The 17,012-nt window shown below is 71.2% G+C and carries 17 protein-coding genes; 16 read left to right on the plus strand and 1 reads right to left on the minus strand.

From position 1 onward, the window contains the following. The first annotated feature begins 31 nt into the window (after positions 1 to 31). Positions 32 to 1,204, plus strand: coding sequence for a Gfo/Idh/MocA family protein (locus ACIA8E_RS30195; protein ID WP_399302688.1), 1,173 nt, complete (start codon positions 32 to 34; stop codon positions 1,202 to 1,204). Between the two features lie 153 nt (positions 1,205 to 1,357). Further along, positions 1,358 to 2,533, plus strand: a complete 1,176-nt coding sequence (locus ACIA8E_RS30200) for a ricin-type beta-trefoil lectin domain protein (protein WP_399302690.1) — start codon at positions 1,358 to 1,360, stop codon at positions 2,531 to 2,533. Between the two features lie 82 nt (positions 2,534 to 2,615). Here ACIA8E_RS30200 and ACIA8E_RS30205 read toward each other — a convergent pair whose 3' ends face one another. Further along, the gene (locus ACIA8E_RS30205) at positions 2,616 to 2,882 is read right to left on the minus strand and encodes a hypothetical protein (protein ID WP_399302692.1); all 267 of its coding nucleotides are present in this window, start codon (positions 2,880 to 2,882) and stop codon (positions 2,616 to 2,618) included. Here ACIA8E_RS30205 and ACIA8E_RS30210 point away from each other — a divergent pair. The 14 genes from ACIA8E_RS30210 to ACIA8E_RS30275 all read left to right on the plus strand — a co-directional run bounded on the left by ACIA8E_RS30210 (position 2,872) and on the right by ACIA8E_RS30275 (position 16,978). Continuing rightward, positions 2,872 to 3,870: an MBL fold metallo-hydrolase gene (locus ACIA8E_RS30210; RefSeq protein WP_030979248.1), complete on the plus strand. Its 999-nt coding sequence runs from the start codon at positions 2,872 to 2,874 to the stop codon at positions 3,868 to 3,870. The two genes, ACIA8E_RS30205 and ACIA8E_RS30210, sit on opposite strands and share 11 nt — an antisense overlap. A 92-nt stretch (positions 3,871 to 3,962) precedes the next feature. After that, a complete protein-coding gene (locus ACIA8E_RS30215; RefSeq protein ID WP_399302694.1) occupies positions 3,963 to 5,351 on the plus strand; it encodes an ATP-binding protein in 1,389 nt (462 codons plus the stop codon). Then, a complete protein-coding gene (locus ACIA8E_RS30220) occupies positions 5,348 to 5,773 on the plus strand; it encodes a roadblock/LC7 domain-containing protein (protein ID WP_399302696.1) in 426 nt (141 codons plus the stop codon). The genes ACIA8E_RS30215 and ACIA8E_RS30220 overlap by 4 nt, the downstream gene beginning before the upstream one ends. Continuing rightward, positions 5,770 to 6,123, plus strand: a complete 354-nt coding sequence (locus ACIA8E_RS30225; protein ID WP_030979254.1) for a DUF742 domain-containing protein — start codon at positions 5,770 to 5,772, stop codon at positions 6,121 to 6,123. Before ACIA8E_RS30220 ends, ACIA8E_RS30225 begins: the two co-directional genes overlap by 4 nt. Next, the gene (locus ACIA8E_RS30230; protein WP_399302698.1) at positions 6,101 to 6,715 is read left to right on the plus strand and encodes a GTP-binding protein; all 615 of its coding nucleotides are present in this window, start codon (positions 6,101 to 6,103) and stop codon (positions 6,713 to 6,715) included. The genes ACIA8E_RS30225 and ACIA8E_RS30230 overlap by 23 nt, the downstream gene beginning before the upstream one ends. Further along, positions 6,712 to 7,980 carry a cytochrome P450 gene (locus tag ACIA8E_RS30235; protein WP_399302700.1) on the plus strand — a complete coding sequence of 423 codons (1,269 nt, stop codon included), beginning with the start codon at positions 6,712 to 6,714 and terminating at the stop codon, positions 7,978 to 7,980. Before ACIA8E_RS30230 ends, ACIA8E_RS30235 begins: the two co-directional genes overlap by 4 nt. A gap of 104 nt (positions 7,981 to 8,084) precedes the next feature. Continuing rightward, the gene (locus ACIA8E_RS30240) at positions 8,085 to 8,483 is read left to right on the plus strand and encodes a cell division protein SepF (protein WP_399302702.1); all 399 of its coding nucleotides are present in this window, start codon (positions 8,085 to 8,087) and stop codon (positions 8,481 to 8,483) included. 55 nt (positions 8,484 to 8,538) lie between these two features. Next, positions 8,539 to 9,747 (plus strand): AAA family ATPase, encoded by a 1,209-nt coding sequence (locus ACIA8E_RS30245; protein WP_399302704.1) that lies wholly within the window; start codon positions 8,539 to 8,541, stop codon positions 9,745 to 9,747. Continuing rightward, positions 9,744 to 10,103, plus strand: coding sequence for a nucleotide pyrophosphohydrolase (locus ACIA8E_RS30250; protein ID WP_399302706.1), 360 nt, complete (start codon positions 9,744 to 9,746; stop codon positions 10,101 to 10,103). Before ACIA8E_RS30245 ends, ACIA8E_RS30250 begins: the two co-directional genes overlap by 4 nt. A gap of 124 nt (positions 10,104 to 10,227) precedes the next feature. Next, positions 10,228 to 10,764, plus strand: a complete 537-nt coding sequence (locus ACIA8E_RS30255) for a DUF6099 family protein (RefSeq protein WP_399302708.1) — start codon at positions 10,228 to 10,230, stop codon at positions 10,762 to 10,764. A gap of 114 nt (positions 10,765 to 10,878) precedes the next feature. Further along, positions 10,879 to 11,802: an LLM class F420-dependent oxidoreductase gene (locus ACIA8E_RS30260; RefSeq protein ID WP_399302710.1), complete on the plus strand. Its 924-nt coding sequence runs from the start codon at positions 10,879 to 10,881 to the stop codon at positions 11,800 to 11,802. A gap of 114 nt (positions 11,803 to 11,916) precedes the next feature. Then, positions 11,917 to 12,882: a homocysteine S-methyltransferase gene (gene mmuM, locus ACIA8E_RS30265; protein ID WP_399302712.1), complete on the plus strand. Its 966-nt coding sequence runs from the start codon at positions 11,917 to 11,919 to the stop codon at positions 12,880 to 12,882. A gap of 53 nt (positions 12,883 to 12,935) precedes the next feature. Continuing rightward, positions 12,936 to 14,414, plus strand: a complete 1,479-nt coding sequence (locus tag ACIA8E_RS30270; RefSeq protein ID WP_399302714.1) for a 3' terminal RNA ribose 2'-O-methyltransferase Hen1 — start codon at positions 12,936 to 12,938, stop codon at positions 14,412 to 14,414. Continuing rightward, positions 14,411 to 16,978: a polynucleotide kinase-phosphatase gene (locus ACIA8E_RS30275; protein WP_399302716.1), complete on the plus strand. Its 2,568-nt coding sequence runs from the start codon at positions 14,411 to 14,413 to the stop codon at positions 16,976 to 16,978. Before ACIA8E_RS30270 ends, ACIA8E_RS30275 begins: the two co-directional genes overlap by 4 nt. The last annotated feature ends 34 nt before the right edge of the window (positions 16,979 to 17,012 follow it).

Here is a 17,012-nt window from a genome sequence, read left to right on the forward strand (position 1 = left end):
CGCACCACCCGCACAGACAGAAGGGACCCCCGTGTCAGACCTGCGCCTCGGCGTCATCGGGCTCGGCCTCCGCCGCTCCATCGCGACCTCCGCCCACCACCCCGGAGAGGGTTCGGCGATCACGGCCGTCTGCGACCTCGACCCCGAGGTGCGCCGGCGGGAGGCAGAGCGTTTCGGCACCGATGTCGCGGTCGAGGACTACAAGCAGCTCCTCGACCGGGACGACCTCGACGCGATCATCATCGCCACCCCGGACGACACCCACGAGGCCATCGCCATCGATGCCCTCCGGGCCGGCAAGGCGGTCTTCGTCGAGAAGCCGCTCGGGATCACCGTCGAGAGCTGCGACAACGTCCTGCGCGCCGCGTACGAGACGGGGACCCGGCTGTACGTCGGCCACAACATGCGCCACATGGGCGTCGTCCGGCTGATGCGCGACATCATCGCCCGCGGTGACATCGGCGAGCCGAAGGCCGTCTGGGTGCGGCACTTCGTCGGCTACGGCGGTGACTACTACTTCAAGGACTGGCACGCCGACCGGACCCGCACCACCGGACTGCTGCTCCAGAAGGCCGCGCACGACATCGACGTCCTGCACTGGCTGGCCGGCGGCTACACCCGTCGGGTCAACGCCCTCGGCGACCTCCTCGTCTACGGCGACCTGCCGCGCCGCGAGGCGGACACCCCGCGGCCGGACAACTGGCTGCGGGAGTTCGACTGGCCGCCGACGGCCCGCAAGGACCTGCATCACATCGTGGACGTCGAGGACGTCTCAGTGATGAACATGCAGCTCGACAACGGCGTTGTGGCCGCGTACCAGCAGTGCCACTTCACCCCGGACTACTGGCGCAACTACACCGTCATCGGCACCGAGGGGCGGCTGGAGAACTTCGGCGACAGCCCGGGTGACGAGGTCAAGGTCTGGAACACCGGCCCCAGCGGGTACCGCGCCGAGGCCGACATCACTTACCGGGTGCCGGAGGCCAACGGCTCACACGGCGGCGGGGACAGCCGGATCATGGAGGAGTTCTGCCGGTTCGTCCGCGACGGCGGCGTCACCGACACCTCTCCGGTCGCCGCCCGGATGAGCGTCGCCGCCGGTGTGCTCGCGACCCGCTCGCTGCGTGAGGGCGGTGCACCGTACGACGTGCCGGCTCTCGACCCCGAGCTGATCGCGTACTTCGAACGCGGTCAGGTTCGCTAGGAAACTTCTGGCCGGATTCTGACCGGGAAGTGTCGGACAGGGCTTCGGCCCTGTCCGACGGATCTCACTCGCACATCGTGCACCTCCTCATCCCGGAGGTGCAGGCAAGAGAGCACGATCCCCATTCCCCCCCACCAGAAGCAGGTGCAACGCATGACTCTGCGCCACTTGTTCGGCACCACCCTCGCCACGACCGCCGCGGCCGCCCTGGCCCTGCTCGGCGTGGCCGGCCCCACCCACGCCGCGGACCTCGGCACGACTCCCGGCACGTACACCAACTACTCCTTCTCCGGCTCGCCGGTCCTGACCGAGGTCACCTGGTCCACGACCGTCCTGCACGACCCCGGATACACCGCCAACGTGTTCTGGAGCCATCAGTTCGGCTTCAACCAGGGCAACGGCGCCTACCTCGGCATGCAGTCCAACGGCGGGTCGAGCAGGGTGCTCCTCTTCTCCGTCTGGGACGTCTCGGAAGCCACGGCCGGCTCCACCGGCTCCTGGTGCCAGAGCTTCGGCGGCGAGGGCGAGGGCATGAGCTGCCGGATGAACCTCGACTGGACCGCCGGCCATACGTACACCTTCAAGGTGGCAGCCGAAGGCGGTGGCTGGTTCGGCGCCACCGTCGCGGACACCACGGCGGGAACGTCCTACAAGCTGGGCAGCATCAAGACGCCCGCCACCGCCATCTCGCCGTCCGGCATGGTCGACTGGACGGAGTACTTCGAGTGGAACGATCCCCGCGCCACCTGCTACGACCAGCCGTTCAGTGACGCCCGCTTCGGGCTGCCCAAGGGCAACGGCGGTACGGTCACCGCCGCCGTCTCCTCCACCTCGAACAGCGGAAACGCCTGCGCGTCCATGACCCGGACCGACACGGTCAGCGGCGGCACGGTGCAGAACCTCGCCATCGGCAACTCGGTGCGCGGACCGGTGACGGGTCTGGCCGGAAAGTGCGTGGACGCGTCGGGCGGCGTCTCGGACGGGACGGTGGCCGATCTCTACGGGTGCTCGGGCGGCGACAACCAGGCATGGGTGAAGGCGGCCGACGGAACCCTGAGGCTGTCCTCCGACTACTGCCTGACCGCGGCCGGCACGGGTAACGGAGCGGCCGTCCTGGTCCGCGACTGCGCCGGGACGGGCGCCGGGGGCGCCGTCACGGACACGGCCAAGCAGTGGACGTACAACACCTCCACGCGCGCGCTCGTCAACAAGGCCTCCGGCCGCTGTCTGGACGTCCCGGGCAGCGACAGCACCACTGGGACCGCACTCGATCTCTGGGACTGCCACGGCGGCGCCAACCAGCAGTGGACGGTGCCCGCCACGTACTAGCCACACCGGGCCACGATGTCGAGAAGACCTCCGGGGGCAGCGCCGTCGGGCGCTGTCACCGGGGGTCTTTCCGCATCTGTTTTCAGCCATGCTCGGTGGGTAATCGGCGCATTCCGGTGCGGCGGCCGCCCGAACGGCCCTCGCCGCGATGCGTGGCACTGTCGGGTGAATTGAAACGGATCATCCGGAAGATGTCGTACGGAGGCACCGGCGGCCGGTCTCGTACCGTCACCGCCGGACTGCCACCGCCGAGCATGACCGTCGATTTTGCGCCAACCAGGGCGCGCGGCGGCCAGGCTCGAACGCGTGGCCGGATCGGGGTCGGCATAATCGCGTCCATGTCGATCACGGGTGGAGACTTCGTCGAGCTGGGGCGGGACCTGTACGCGTGGCTCCCGCCGAAACGCGGCTGGGGTCTCGCCAACTGCGGCCTGCTCACCTCGCCGCGTGGCGCGATCTGGATCGACACCCCGTACGACCCCGTACTCGCCGGCCAGTTCCTGGCCGAGTCCACGAAGCGGCTGCCCGACGGTGCCTCCATCGACCGGGTGATCGTCACCCACGCCAACGGGGACCATTTCTGGGGCGCGGGCGTGCTCCCGGACGCCGAGATCATCGCGACCCGCGAGGCCCGGGAACACATCCACTACGAACCCACCCCGAAACAGCAGCACGCGCTGGTCCAGGGCGGCGATCCCGCCACCGCGCTCGGCGAATATCTCAAGCGCCACTTCGGCACCTTCGACTGGTCGCAGACCGAACCGGTGCAGCCGACCACGTACTTCACCGGGGAGCTCGAACTGACCCTGGGGGAGTACCCGGTCCAGGTGTCGGCCCTGCCCGCCGCCCACACCACGGGCGACCTGATCGTGCACCTGCCGGCGCAGCGCACCGTGTTCAGCGGCGACGTCATCTTCGCCTCCACACCGCAGCAGCCGGGTGACCACCCGGTGCACTGGGCGGGTCCCCTCTCCCATGTGATCGCGGCCTGCGAACAGGTGCTGGCCACCGGTGCCGAGACCATCGTCCCCGGCCACGGTCCGGTCCTCGACCCGGCCGGGGTGCGCGCACACATCGGCTACCTCGAGTACGTACGGGATCGAGCCCACGCCCTCCATGCGGCCGGGGTGCCTGCGCTGGAGGCGGCCCGCCGGGTGATCGGCGAGCGGCGCCACCCCGAACTCGGCCTGGCAGAACGGCTCGTGGTGACGATCGGCAGCGAGTACCGGCAGCTCGACGGGTCCGAACTGCCCGGTGTGCTGCAGGTGATGACCGATGTCGCCGTCGTCGCTCAAGAAGTCGCCGCTCAAGAACTCTCCGCGCAAGAAGGGGAGTAGTCCCGTGGGGCGGCAGGCCGCGCGGGGTGACAGCCGGATCTCCCGCCGCCCGGGCCGGGAGACGGACCCGACAACAGAAATGCGGTGACGGCATGGCATGGATCGTGGCGCTGATCGCCGTCGTCACTGCCGTGACGGCCGTGGTCCGCTCCCAGAACGCGGCCCGTGACGCCAATGTGGCGTGGGGCCGCGTCGAGCTGGCCGAACGTCAGGCGAAGGCGGCCGATGCCCGCACCACCGCCCTCACCGACGAGATCCGGCAGCTGGCCCAGAAGCGGATACCCGCCGCCGCGCTCGCCCTCTCCCACCCCAGCGCGCCGGTGCCCGGCCTGCGCGAGGCGGCCGAGGTCGACGGCGGCTCCGCGCGGCTGCTGACCGAGGCGGTCCAGGCAGCCCGAGTCGCGGTCATCGAGGAGCGGCAGCGCGTCGACGCGGCCGCCCGCGCGGCGATGCGCGGCACCTCCGCCAAGATCCAGTCCCTGCTCAACCAGTCCCAGCAACTGCTGCACGAGCTCCAGCACGAGTACGACGACCCGCGGATCCTGCAGCTGGACTTCCGTAACGAACTGGCGCTGCGCCGCACCCAGGCCACCGCGGTGCTCTGCGACGCATGGCCGGGCCTGGCCCGGCAGAGCTCGCCGCTCGTCGAGATCGTGCTCGGCGCCCAGTCCCGCGTCGCCGGCTACGAACGCATCAAGGTGGCCAACCATCTGCGCGACGAGTGGCTGGCCGTCGTCGCCCGCGCCGCCGAACCTCTCGCGATCGCCCTCGCCGAACTGCTGGCCAACGCCACCGCCTACTCGCACCCCGACACCGACGTACAGGTGACGGTCCAGCAGAGCGGCGGTCGCGGCGCCTTCCTGGTGGTCGACGACGCGGGCATCGGCATGGACGACGACGCGCTCGAACGGGCCCGCGCCCTGCTGGCGGGCCCGTCCGAAGTGCTCCTGACCGAGCTGGGCGATCCGCCGCAGACCGGCTTCGCCGTCGTCGGCCGGCTGGCCGTCCAGTACGGCCTCAGCTGCCATATCGAGCCCTCACCGTTCGGCGGGATGCGTACGATCCTGCGGGTCCCCGCCCACCTCCTGACGGTGCTGGAGGACGACCGCAGCCTCTCCGCCCTCGCCCCGAAGCCGGTGCACGCGCACACCGCCACCACCGCTGCTGCCGAGCCGGAGCCCGCCGCCGAGCCGGAACCCGCCGCCGAGGAGCGCAACGGACTCCCCAGCCGGCGCCGCCGCGCACCCCGTCCGGCACTCGCACGGTCCGCGCCCACCGCCGCCGTGACCCCGGCCGCCCCACCGCCGCCCCGTACCCCCGAACAGGCCGAGGCATCGTGGGCGGCTCTCCAGCAGGGCACCCTCAGCGGCCGCAGCGCCCCCGCCGCCCCACCGGAAGCGGAACACCACGACAACAAAGACGGCCAGGACGACCGGAACTGCCGGGACGACCGGAACGACCAAGGAGACGACGAGACGTGAGCACCCCTACCCCCACCACCGGTGACCTCGCATGGGTGCTGACCCCGCTGCTGGAACTGCCCGGCGTTCAGCACGCCGTGGTCGCCACCGGCGACGGCCTCGTCGAAGGGGCCTCACCCGGCCTGGACCGCGCCTCCGGCGAGCGGGTCGCCGCCATGACCGCCACCCTGCACGCCGCGGCCCGGGCCTTCACCACCGCGTTCACCGACGTCGAGGCGCCGCAGCTGGCCCAGACGGTCGTCGAGTCCGACCAGGGCTTCGCCATCGTCGTCCCGGCGGGGAAGAACACCACGCTCGCCCTGTTCGCGGAACCCGGGGCCAAACTCGGCGACATCGCGTACCAGATGCAGGTGCAGGTCACCGCGCTGACCCGGGCGATGAACGCACCCGCCCGCCGACCGGACACCACCGCCCGGCCATGACCCCGGGTCCAGGACGCCGTCTGATCCCCGCCTACCTGGTCACCGGTGGCCGGACCCGGCCCACCGGCCCCGCACTCGACCGGCTTGCCGTGCTCGTACGCACCGACTCGGCCCTGCCCGACGACACGGGCTCGGAACAGCGCAGGCTGTGCGAGCTGCTCGAACCGGGCGCCCTCAGCGTCGTCGAATGCGCGGCCCACCTGGACCTTCCGGTCAGCGCCACCGTCTTCCTGGCCACGGACCTCGCGGCCGCCGGACATCTGCACACCCGACCGCCGATCCCCAGCGCCGGGGAGACCGACCGGTCGCTCGTCGAGAGGCTGCTCGTTGGACTCCGCTCCCTCCACTGACCGGACCGGCATCGGCTATCTGCCGCATGCCGACCAGACCCTGATGAAGCTCGTCGTCACGGGTCCCTTCGGCGTGGGCAAGACGACCCTGATCCGTACGCTGTCGGAGATACCCACGCTCCACACCGAAGAGGCGATGACCCAGTCCAGCACCCGTCTCGACGACACCGCGGGACTGCCGGACAAGACCACCACCACGGTCGCCGTCGACTTCGGCCGGCTCACCGTCCTCGACGACCTGGTGCTCTACATGTTCGGCACCCCCGGTCAGGAACGGTTCTTCCCGCTCTGGGAGGACATCGCGCGCGGCGCCCTCGGCGCCCTCGTGCTGGTCGACACCCGCCGGCTCGGCGACTCCTTCGCCGTCATGGACATGGTCGAGGAGCAGGGACTGCCGTACGCCATCGCCGTCAACCGCTTCCCGGACGCCCCCGCCCACCCCGACGAGGTGCTGCGCAAGCACCTCGATCTCCACCCCGACACACCCCTGCTGCAGTGCGACGCCCGCGAACGCCGCGGCAGCATCGACGCCCTGATCGCCCTCGCCGAACATGTGCTGACCCGCCTGCCCCAGCCTCAGGACCCGTCATGACACCTCCCGCCGCCTCCGTGCGCTCCGTAGAGCCGCCGCAGCCGCTCGCGCTGTACGGCCCGGACTTCGCCGCCGATCCGCACGGCCACTACCGGCAACTGCGGGCGCACGGCCCGCTCGCCCCGGTCCGGATCGCCGCCGGCATCGACGCCCTGCTGGTCACCGACTACCAGGCGGCCGTCGATCTGCTGCGCGACACCCACACCTTCACCAAGGACCCCCGCGCCTGGCAGGCCACCGTCCCCGCCGATTCACCGGTCCTGCCGATGCTCGGCTACCGGCCGACCGCACTCTTCAGCGACGGCGACGTGCACGCCCGCTACCGCGACGCCATCAACGACGGCCTCGCCATGATCGAACCGCACATCCTGCGGGCCGAGGTGGCCCGTGTCGCCCGCCGGCTCATCCGGGAGTTCGCCGCCTCCGGCAGTGGCGACCTCGTCGCCCAGTACGCGCGACGGCTCCCGTTGCACGTCTTCACCACGTGGTTCGGCGTACCGCCCGAGGACCGGGAACGGATCGTCGAGGGCATCGGCGGCATGTTCAACTCGGCCGATGACGCCGCCGCCCCGTACGCCGATCTCGTCACCGTCGTCACCCGCCTCGTAGCCGACCGGCGCGCTCGGCCCCGCCGCGATCTCACCTCGTACTTCCTCGGCCACCCGGCCGGTCTCGACAACGACGAGACTGTGCGTCAGATCACGCTGGTGATGAGCGCGGGCCACGACCCGACGACCAATCTGATCGGCAACGCGCTGCTGCACATGCTCACCGACGCGCGCTACGCCGGCTCGCTGCAACGCGGCGCGATGACGGCCCACGAGGCCATCAACGAGGTCCTCTGGCAGGACCCGCCGCTGGCCAATCTGGCCGCCCACTACCCACGCCACGACACCGAGTTCCACGGCGTCCGGCTGCGCGCCGGACAGCTGCTCCTGATCTCCTACGCGGCGGCCAACACCCAGTCCGCGCACGCCACTTCGGACCCCGGCGTGCGCTCCGGCGGTAGTGCGCACCTGGCCTGGTCGGCGGGGCCGCACCGGTGTCCGGCGAAGCAGCCGGCGCTGCTCATAGCGATGACCGCGATCGAGCAGCTGACCAGCCAGCTGTGCGATGCGGAACTGGCCGTCCCGGCGAGCGAACTGATGTGGCGGCCCGGCCCGTTCCACCGCGCGCTGATGCATCTGCCGGTCCGTTTCACCCCGCTCGACGTGAACCCGGACGCGGAGCCCGCGGGTCCGTCGGAGGTGTCGATCAGCCACTGACCCGTGTCGCTGGTACGCCGAACGGGTGAGGGGCGAGAGAATTGCCCGATGAACAGCGAGCGCAGCCGGCGCAACGCCGACCGAAGCACAGACGGGGTGGTCCGGTGAGCAGATACGACAGGTACGACGTCACGGACGAGCAGTGGGAGGGGCTGGCCCAGGTCGTACCGCTGCGCAGCCGCAACGAGTGGCCGTCCCGGGTCGACCACCGCACGGTCCCCGACGACCACGAGACCGCCGAACAGCGCCGCATGGTCGTGCTGCGGGTGCAGGTCTTCGCGGACGCGCGGGAGGTGGCCGAGTACCTGGTCGCACAGATCCCCGTGCTGCTCGATCTGACCGGCGCCGAGACCGATGTGGCCAAGCGGATCCTGGACTTCGCCAGCGGTGTGGTCTTCGGGCTGGGCAGCGGAATGCACCGGGTCGACCGGAACGTCTTTCTGCTGTCGCCGGTCGGCATGGAGGTCGAAGGGGTTGCGACGGCGGCCGTACCCCGATCGTAGGAAGGTCCGCCTGGCGGAACGGTTCGCCGGTCGACGGCGTGAGTACGGTCCGCTCATGACTGCACTCTGCCCGGGGGCCACCCCGCTGCCGCCCGCTGCCCCCGATGCCCGTTCCGGATTACCGTCCGCCGGCCGGCCGGCCCGTTCCGCCGGCCCCGTCGTGACCGAACTGCGGCTCTCCGCCTTCGCCTCGCACCGGGGCACTGTCCTCCCGATCGGGCCGCTCACGCTCTTCGCCGGGGCTGCGGGCAGCGGCAAGTCCAGTGCGCTGCGGGCGTACGAGGCACTGGCACGGCTGGGGGCCGGTGACCCGCTCGGCGAGGTGTTCCCGGACCCGGAGGCGTACGTACCCGAACGGGCCGGGGCCGACGCGCAGGGCCGCCGCGGCTTCCGGATCGGCTGCACGACGGACGGCCCGGCCGGTCCGGTCCGGCTCGATCTCGCCGTCCAGGCCGAACCCACTCTCCGGATCGTCGGCGAACGGCTGACCGGCGGCGGCGAGACCCTCCTCACCACCGCCCTGCGAGATCCCGGGCGTTCGACGGTCCAGGCGGCCTGGCACACCGCGGGCGCGGTCCCGGTCACCCGCGCCCCACTGCCGGACGACATGCTCGGCACGGCGCTGTTGCCGCTGCGGGTCGCGGGAACGACCGAGGGGCAGGTACGGGTCCTGGCCGCCGCCGAACAGATGGTGGTGGCCCTGCGGTCGGTCTTCGCGTGCGAACCGCAGCCGCAGCGGATGCGGGCGCCGGTGCCGAGCGGCGAGGACCGGCTGCGTCGCGGCTGCGACAACCTTGCGGCGGTGCTGGAACGGACGCACACCCAGTGCGGTCAGCGGCATGCCCGCCTCGTCGCGGCGGCCGGTGCCGGATGCGCGGGGACGGTGACGGGGCTGGGCGTCGAGCGGCTCCCGGACGGGAAGGTGCGCGCCCTGGTCGAGCGCGACGGCGGCCATCGCACCCCTGTCGGGCGGCTCGGCGACGGCGAGTTGAGATATCTGGCGCTGGCCCTGGTGCTGCTCACCGGACCCGGGGTGCTGGCCATGGAGGCGGCGGGGGAGGTGCCGTCGGCCATGCAGACCCTCACCGTGCTGGCCGACGGACTCGACCGCGACCTGGACGGACGTCAGCTGCGCCGGCTGCTGACCCTGGCGGCGTCCATCGGCGCGGCCGGGCATCTCCGGCTGGTGGGCACGGTCGCGGAGGCGGCCGCCTCCGAGGCGCGCGGGACGGCCGGTCTGACGGTGGTAGACCTGGAACCGTGACAGGACTTGATGTGCAGACACTGCAGCGACGGCTCGCCGCGTTCGCGGCCGAACGGGACTGGGAGCAGTACCACACCCCGAAGAATCTGGCGGCGGCGCTGAGCGTCGAGGCGTCCGAACTGGTCGAGATCTTCCAATGGTTGACGCCCGAGCAGTCGGGACGGGTGATGGAGAAGCCTGACACGGCGCATCGGGTGGCGGACGAAGTCGCGGACGTGCTCGCGTATCTGCTGCAGTTCTGCGAGGTACTGGGCATCGATGCGCTGGCGGCGCTGGCGGAGAAAATCGATCGGAACGAGGCGCGCTTTCCGGTTCCGGAGCGGTCAGATCCCCAAGATCGTCACTCTTCGGAGTGATCGACTTATCCACAATCGACTTCCTGTCCACAGATTTCCGAAATCCCCTGGCCTTTCGGTGCCACTCCCCTCACTGTGGGTAATGGATGAGGTGAGCGGGTTTTCGTACGGACGGGGGCAATGCATGGAAGCGGAACGGCTCATAGGGGTAAGTCGGCGAGCTCTGGCGCAGAGCCGGGGCACACCGTCCATCATGGCGGAGGCCTGGCAGGCCCAGGCGCTGGCCCAGGCGATCGGCGACCGGCTGGCGGCGAGCGGGCCGAAGGAGCTGCGCGGCGAGGCGCGAGGGCTCAGTGAGATCGGAGGGAGGGGCAGCGGGGGGCCGGATCATCCGGTGGTGCGGACCGGTGTGGCACGGGCTGCCCAGCTCTCCGAGGTCGCCGATCCGCGCGCGACTTTGACCGGTCTCGGCGCGCTGCTCGGGGAAGTGGGGATGGCTCTCGTCGCGGTGGCCTGCGACACCGACGAGGAGAGTCTCTACTGGCAGTGCATAGAGGCGATCGACGCCGCGGACGAGTCGCTGGACCGGGTGCACGGGATGCTCCGGCGCCTTGCGGAGCAGGACCGGGAGCGGCAGCACGAGCTGGAGCGGGGGAGAGGGCGGGACGGCCCGCGCGGTGCGGTCCGCGGACCGGCAGGCTCGGCGGCGGGCCAGCCGTGACCGTCCTCACGGGCGCACCTGGCCGCACCTGACCGGCCGTGCTCGGATCCGCCGCCGGGCCGCACACGCAGTGGGAGGAGGGACGACCGGCGTTCGGAGGTGCAGGATGGATCCATGGATCTTCGAATCTTCACGGAGCCCCAGCAAGGGGCGAGCTACGACACTCTGCTCACTGTCGCCAAGGCTGCCGAGGACCTCGGCTTCAATGCCTTCTACCGTTCCGACCATTACCTCCACATGGGCGCGGGGAGCGGGCTGCCCGGCCCGACCGACGCCTGGATCACCTTGGCCGGGCTGGCGCGCGAGACCAAGCGGATCCGGCTCGGCACGCTGATGACCGCGGGGACCTTCCGGCTCCCCGGTGTCCTCGCGATCCAGGTCGCCCAGGTCGACCAGATGTCCGGCGGTCGGGTCGAACTCGGCCTGGGTGCAGGCTGGTTCGAGGAGGAGCACAAGGCGTACGGCATCCCGTTCCCCAAGGAGAAGTTCGGCCGGCTGGAGGAGCAGTTGGCGATCGTCACCGGACTCTGGGCGACCGGGGTCGGCGAGAAGTTCACCTACGACGGCACCTACTACCAGCTCACCGACTCGCCTGCGCTTCCCAAGCCGGCCCAGGCCAAGGTGCCGATTCTGATCGGCGGTCACGGTGCGACTCGTACACCGCGGCTCGCCGCTCTGTATGCGGACGAGTTCAACATCCCGTTCGCCTCGCTGGAGGACAGTGAGAAGCAGTTCGGACGGGTCAGGGAGGCTGCAACGGCGGCCGGGCGCGGCGCGGACGACCTGGTGTACTCCAACGCCCTGGTGGTCTGTGTCGGCAAGGACGACGCCGAGGTGGCCCGCCGTGCGTCGGTCATCGGCCGCGATGTGGAGGAGCTCAAGGCGAACGGACTTGCGGGCTCACCCGCCGAAGTGGTCGACAAGATCGGCCGGTACGGGGAGATCGGGTCGTCGCGGATCTACCTCCAGGTCCTCGACCTGGACGACCTGGATCACCTGGAGCTGATCTCCTCGCAGGTCCAGTCCCAGCTGAACTGAGCCGGCCCCGACCGAGGTGGGCACCGGCGGACACCGGACCGGCGGACACCGGACCGGCGGACACCGGACCGGTGGACAGGAGCAGGTGACCACGAGTCGCTGAGAGGAGCACCTGTGCAACCCGACCGCCCGCTGGCCGCCGCGCTCGCCGAGTCCACGGTCCTGCTCGACGGAGGTCTCTCCAACCAGTTGGAGGCGCAGGGCTGCGATCTGTCCGACGAGCTGTGGTCGGCCCGGCTGCTGCTCGACGAGGACCGGCAGATCGAGGCCGCGCACCGGGCCTATGTGCGGGCGGGTGCGCAGGTGCTCATCACCTCGGGCTATCAGGCGACGTTCGAGGGGTTCGCGCGGCGGGGGATCGGCCGGGACCGGGCGGCGGAGCTCCTCGCCCGCAGCGTGGAGCTGGCCCGGCGGGCCGGTGGCGCGACGGACCGGGAGATCTGGGTCGCCGCCTCGGTCGGTCCGTACGGGGCGATGCTCGCGGACGGCAGCGAGTACCGCGGCCGGTACGGCCTCTCGGTCCGGGAGCTGGAGCGTTTCCACCGGCCCCGGATCGAGGCGCTGGCCGCCGCCGGACCCGATGTGCTGGCACTGGAGACGGTGCCGGACGTCGACGAGGCGGAGGCGCTGCTGCGGGCGGTCGAGGTGTGCGGGCTGCCCGTCTGGCTCTCCTACAGCGTGGCGGGGGGCCGGACCCGGGCCGGGCAGCCGCTGGAGACGGCCTTCGGGCTCGTCGCCGGGCACGAGCGCGTGGTGGCTGTGGGGGTGAACTGCTGCGATCCGGCCGGTGCCGACCGTGCGGTGGAGACGGCGGCGGAGGTCACCGGGAAGCCGGTCGTCGTGTACCCGAACAGCGGTGAGCGGTGGGACTCCGAGGGCCGGGCGTGGACCGGGGGTGAAAGCTTCGACCCGGGCCGGGTGCGGGGCTGGCAGGCGGCCGGCGCACGGCTGGTCGGCGGCTGCTGCCGGGTCGGCCCCGGTTCGATCGCGAAACTGGCCGAGCTGCTGGAGGCGGAACGGACGGGACGGACAGGACAGTCTGGAGGGACAGCAGGGGCAGGAGGAACACCGGAACCGTAGACATCAACAAAATGCCTGGTGGGGGGCGAGTGAACCGGACCATACTCGGACGTGTGTTCCTGACAATCAGTACGACCGGCACGCCGGAGCGACCCGCCACCGACCTCGGCTTTCTGCTGCACAAGCACCCCGAGAAGGCGCAGCAGTTCTCCACGTCCCACGGCACCGCGCACGTCTTCTATCCCGAGGCATCGGCCGAGCGCTGCACGGCCGCGCTGTTGCTGGAGGTGGATCCGGTGGCGCTGGTGCGGCGCGGCAGGGGAAAGGGCCGGGGCGGCGCCCCCGACGCGGCGCTCGCGCAGTACGTGAACGACCGCCCGTACGCGGCGTCCTCGCTGCTCTCCGTCGCGATGAGCGCTGTCTTCAAGTCCGCTCTGAACGGTGTGTGCCGGGCCCGGCCCGAGCGTGCCGCGGACCCCATGCCACTCAGGATCGAGGTGCCCGCGCTCCCGGCGCGCGGCGGGCCTGAGCTCGTCTCGAAGCTCTTCGGTCCACTCGGCTGGGCGAGCGTGGACGCCGTGGCCGTACCGCTGGACGAGCAGTTCCCGGAGTGGGGCGACTCGCGGTATGTACGGCTCGTGCTGGAGGGCGAGTTGCGGCTCGCCGATGCGCTGCGGCAGCTGTACGTCCTGCTGCCGGTGCTCGACGACGCCAAGCACTACTGGGTCGCGCCCGACGAGGTGGACAAGCTGCTGCGGGCCGGTGACGGCTGGCTGGCCGACCACCCCGAGCAGAAGCTGATCACCAGCCGCTATCTGTCCCGGCGCTGGGGGCTGACCAGGCAGGCGATGGAACGGCTGGAGCTGGTGCGGCTCGCCGAGCTGGACGACCTCGCGGTGGAGAGTGTCGACAACGCCGTCGACGAGACGACGGACACCGAGGAGAAACCGGTGCCGCTCGCCGAGCAGCGGCGCACGGCGATCCTGGAGGCGCTGCGCGCCGCCGGGGCGAGCCGGGTGCTCGACCTGGGCTGCGGACAGGGTCAGTTGGTCCAGGCGCTGCTGAGGGACGTGCGCTTCACGGAGATCGTCGGCGTCGATGTCTCGATGCGCGCTCTCACCATCGCCTCGCGCCGCCTCAAGCTCGACCGGATGGGGGAGCGGCAGGCCGGCCGCGTCACGCTGCAGCAGGGCTCGCTCACGTACACCGACAAGCGGCTGGCCGGCTATGACGCGGCGGTGCTCAGCGAGGTCATCGAGCACCTCGACCTGCCGAGGCTGCCCGCGCTGGAGTACGCGGTGTTCGGTTCGGCCCGGCCGCAGACGGTGCTCGTGACGACACCGAACGTCGAGTACAACGTCCGCTGGGAGAGTCTCCCGGCCGGGCATGTGCGCCACGGCGACCACCGCTTCGAGTGGACCAGGGCGGAGTTCCGGGCCTGGGCGCAGGAGGTGGCGCAGCGGCACGGATACGGAGTCGACTTCGTGCCGGTGGGGCCCGACGACCCCGAGGTGGGGCCGCCCACGCAGCTGGCTGTCTTCACGAAGACCGCCGAGGACGACACCAAGAAGAAGGAGGCGAAGGCAGCATGACCGACAACGACACCGAGAAGAGCACCGGAGCGCACCGCACGCTGCCGGTGACCGACCTCTCCCTCGTCGTTCTCGTCGGGGCCAGTGGCTCCGGCAAGTCCACCTTCGGGCACAGGCACTTCAAGCCCACCGAGATCATCTCCTCGGACTTCTGCCGCGGCCTCGTCGCCGACGACGAGAACGACCAGAGCGCCAGCGGTGACGCCTTCGACGTGCTGCACTACATCGCGGGCAAGCGGCTCGCCGCCGGTCGGCTGACCGTCGTCGACGCCACCAACGTCCAGGCCGAGAGCCGTAAGCAGCTGGTGCAGCTGGCCCGCAGCCACGACGTGCTGCCGATCGCGATCGTGCTCGACCTGCCCGAAGAGGTCTGCCAGGCGCGCAACGCAGCCCGCCCCGACCGGGCCGGCATGCCCCGCCATGTCGTCCAGCGCCACCGTCGCGAGCTGCGCCGTTCGCTGCGCGGCCTGGAGCGCGAGGGCTTCCGCAAGGTGCACATCCTGCGCACCGAGGAGGAGGCCGAGCACGCCGAAGTGGTGCTCGAGCGCCGCTACAACGACCTCCGTCATCTCACCGGCCCGTTCGACATCATCGGTGACATCCACGGCTGCCGCTCCGAGCTGGAGTCCCTGCTCGGCAAGCTCGGCTACGTCGACGGCGCGCACCCCGAAGGGCGTACGGCGGTCTTCGTCGGCGACCTCGTCGACCGCGGCCCCGACAGCCCCGGTGTGCTGCGTCGCGTCATGTCCATGGTGTCCGCGGGCAACGCCCTGTGCGTGCCGGGGAACCACGAGAACAAGCTCGGGCGCTACCTCAAGGGACGTAAGGTCCAGCACACCCATGGACTCGCCGAGACCATCGAGCAGTTGGACCGGGAGGACGCGAAGGACCCGGCCTTCCGCGAGCAGGTGCGGGAGTTCATCGACAGCCTCGTCAGCCACTACGTGCTGGACGGCGGCAAGCTGGTCGTCTGCCACGCCGGGCTGCCCGAGAAGTACCACGGGCGCACCTCCGGACGGGTCCGCTCGCACGCGCTGTACGGGGACACCACCGGCGAGACCGACGAGTTCGGGCTGCCCGTGCGCTACCCGTGGGCGGAGGAGTACCGCGGCCGCGCGGCCGTGGTCTACGGCCACACCCCCGTGCCCAGCACCTCCTGGGTCAACAACACCCTCTGCCTGGACACCGGTGCGGTCTTCGGCGGGAAGATGACCGCGCTGCGCTGGCCCGAGCGTGAACTCGTCGACGTACCGGCCGAGAAGGTCTGGTACGAGCCTGCCAAGCCGCTGACCACCGAGGCCCCCGGGGGCCGGGAGGGCCGTCCGCTGGACCTCGCCGATGTGCAGGGCCGCCGGATCGTGGAGACCCGGTACCAGGGCCGGATCTCGGTGCGCGAGGAGAACGCCGCGGCGGCGCTCGAAGTCATGAGCCGGTTCGCCGTCGATCCACGGCTGCTCGGCTATCTGCCGCCGACCATGGCGCCGACCGCCACCTCCCGCGAGGAAGGCTTCCTGGAGCACCCGGCCGAGGCGTTCGCCCAGTACCGGGCGGACGGTGTCGCCACGGTCGTGTGCGAGGAGAAGCACATGGGCTCGCGCGCGGTGGCCCTGGTCTGCCGCGACGCGGAAGCGGCCCGGGAGCGGTTCGGGGTCGAGGGCCCGACCGGGGCGCTGCACACCCGTACCGGACGGCCGTTCCTGGACGACGGCGCCCTGACCGAGGTGATCCTCGGCAGGCTGCGCACGGCCGTCACCGCCGCCGGGCTCTGGGACGAGTGGGACACCGACTGGGTGCTGCTCGACGCCGAGTTGATGCCCTGGTCCCTCAAGGCTGGAGGCCTGCTCCGCTCGCAGTACGCGGCGGTCGGCGCCGCGTCCGGTGCTGTGCTCCCCGGGGCCAACGCGGCGCTGGCGGCAGCGGCGGACCGCGGTGTCGACGTCGCCGACCTGGCTGTGCGTCAGCGGGACCGGACGGTCGACGCGGCGGCGTTCACCGACGCCTACCGTCGCTACTGCTGGTCCACCGAGGGCCTCGACGGGGTGCGGATCGCCCCGTTCCAGATCCTCGCCGTGCGGGGCCGCTCGCTGGCCTCCGTACCGCATGACGAGCAGCTTGCCTGGCTCGACCGGCTGGTGGAGCACGACCCCACCGGCCTGCTCCAGGTCACCCGGCGGCTCGTCGTCGACACCGGCGACGAGGCATCGGTCCGCGCCGGCATCGACTGGTGGCTGGAGATGACCGGCAGCGGCGGCGAAGGCATGGTCGTGAAACCGCTCGGGGCGCTCGTCCGGGACGAAAAGGGCAGGCTGGTCCAGCCGGGCATCAAGGTGCGCGGCCGGGAGTACCTGCGGATCATCTACGGCCCCGAGTACACGCGTCCGGAGAATCTGGAGCGGCTGCGCTCCCGGTTCCTCGGTCACAAGCGGTCGTTGGCGCTCCGTGAGTACGCCCTGGGGCTGGAGGCGCTGGACCGGCTCGCCGACGGGGAGCCGCTGTGGCGGGTCCACGAGGCGGTGTTCGCGGTGCTCGCCCTGGAGTCGGAGCCCGTCGACCCGCGGCTCTGAGCCCGAAGACGAAGAAGCAGGTGGCGATTCGCCG

This window comes from Streptomyces sp. NPDC051664, from assembly GCF_044453545.1.
Classification (GTDB): Bacteria; Actinomycetota; Actinomycetes; order Streptomycetales; family Streptomycetaceae; genus Streptomyces.

Excerpts from the sequence above, each read along its gene's own strand:
- ACIA8E_RS30200 (WP_399302690.1), top strand. The coding sequence starts at position 1,358 with ATGACTCTGCGCCACTTGTTCGGCACCACCCTCGCCACGACCGCCGCG.
- ACIA8E_RS30210 (WP_030979248.1), top strand. The coding sequence starts at position 2,872 with ATGTCGATCACGGGTGGAGACTTCGTCGAGCTGGGGCGGGACCTGTAC.
- ACIA8E_RS30215 (WP_399302694.1), top strand. The coding sequence starts at position 3,963 with ATGGCATGGATCGTGGCGCTGATCGCCGTCGTCACTGCCGTGACGGCC.
- ACIA8E_RS30225 (WP_030979254.1), top strand. The coding sequence starts at position 5,770 with ATGACCCCGGGTCCAGGACGCCGTCTGATCCCCGCCTACCTGGTCACC.
- ACIA8E_RS30235 (WP_399302700.1), top strand. The coding sequence starts at position 6,712 with ATGACACCTCCCGCCGCCTCCGTGCGCTCCGTAGAGCCGCCGCAGCCG.
- ACIA8E_RS30245 (WP_399302704.1), top strand. The coding sequence starts at position 8,539 with ATGACTGCACTCTGCCCGGGGGCCACCCCGCTGCCGCCCGCTGCCCCC.
- ACIA8E_RS30255 (WP_399302708.1), top strand. The coding sequence starts at position 10,228 with ATGGAAGCGGAACGGCTCATAGGGGTAAGTCGGCGAGCTCTGGCGCAG.
- ACIA8E_RS30260 (WP_399302710.1), top strand. The coding sequence starts at position 10,879 with ATGGATCTTCGAATCTTCACGGAGCCCCAGCAAGGGGCGAGCTACGAC.
- ACIA8E_RS30275 (WP_399302716.1), top strand. The coding sequence starts at position 14,411 with ATGACCGACAACGACACCGAGAAGAGCACCGGAGCGCACCGCACGCTG.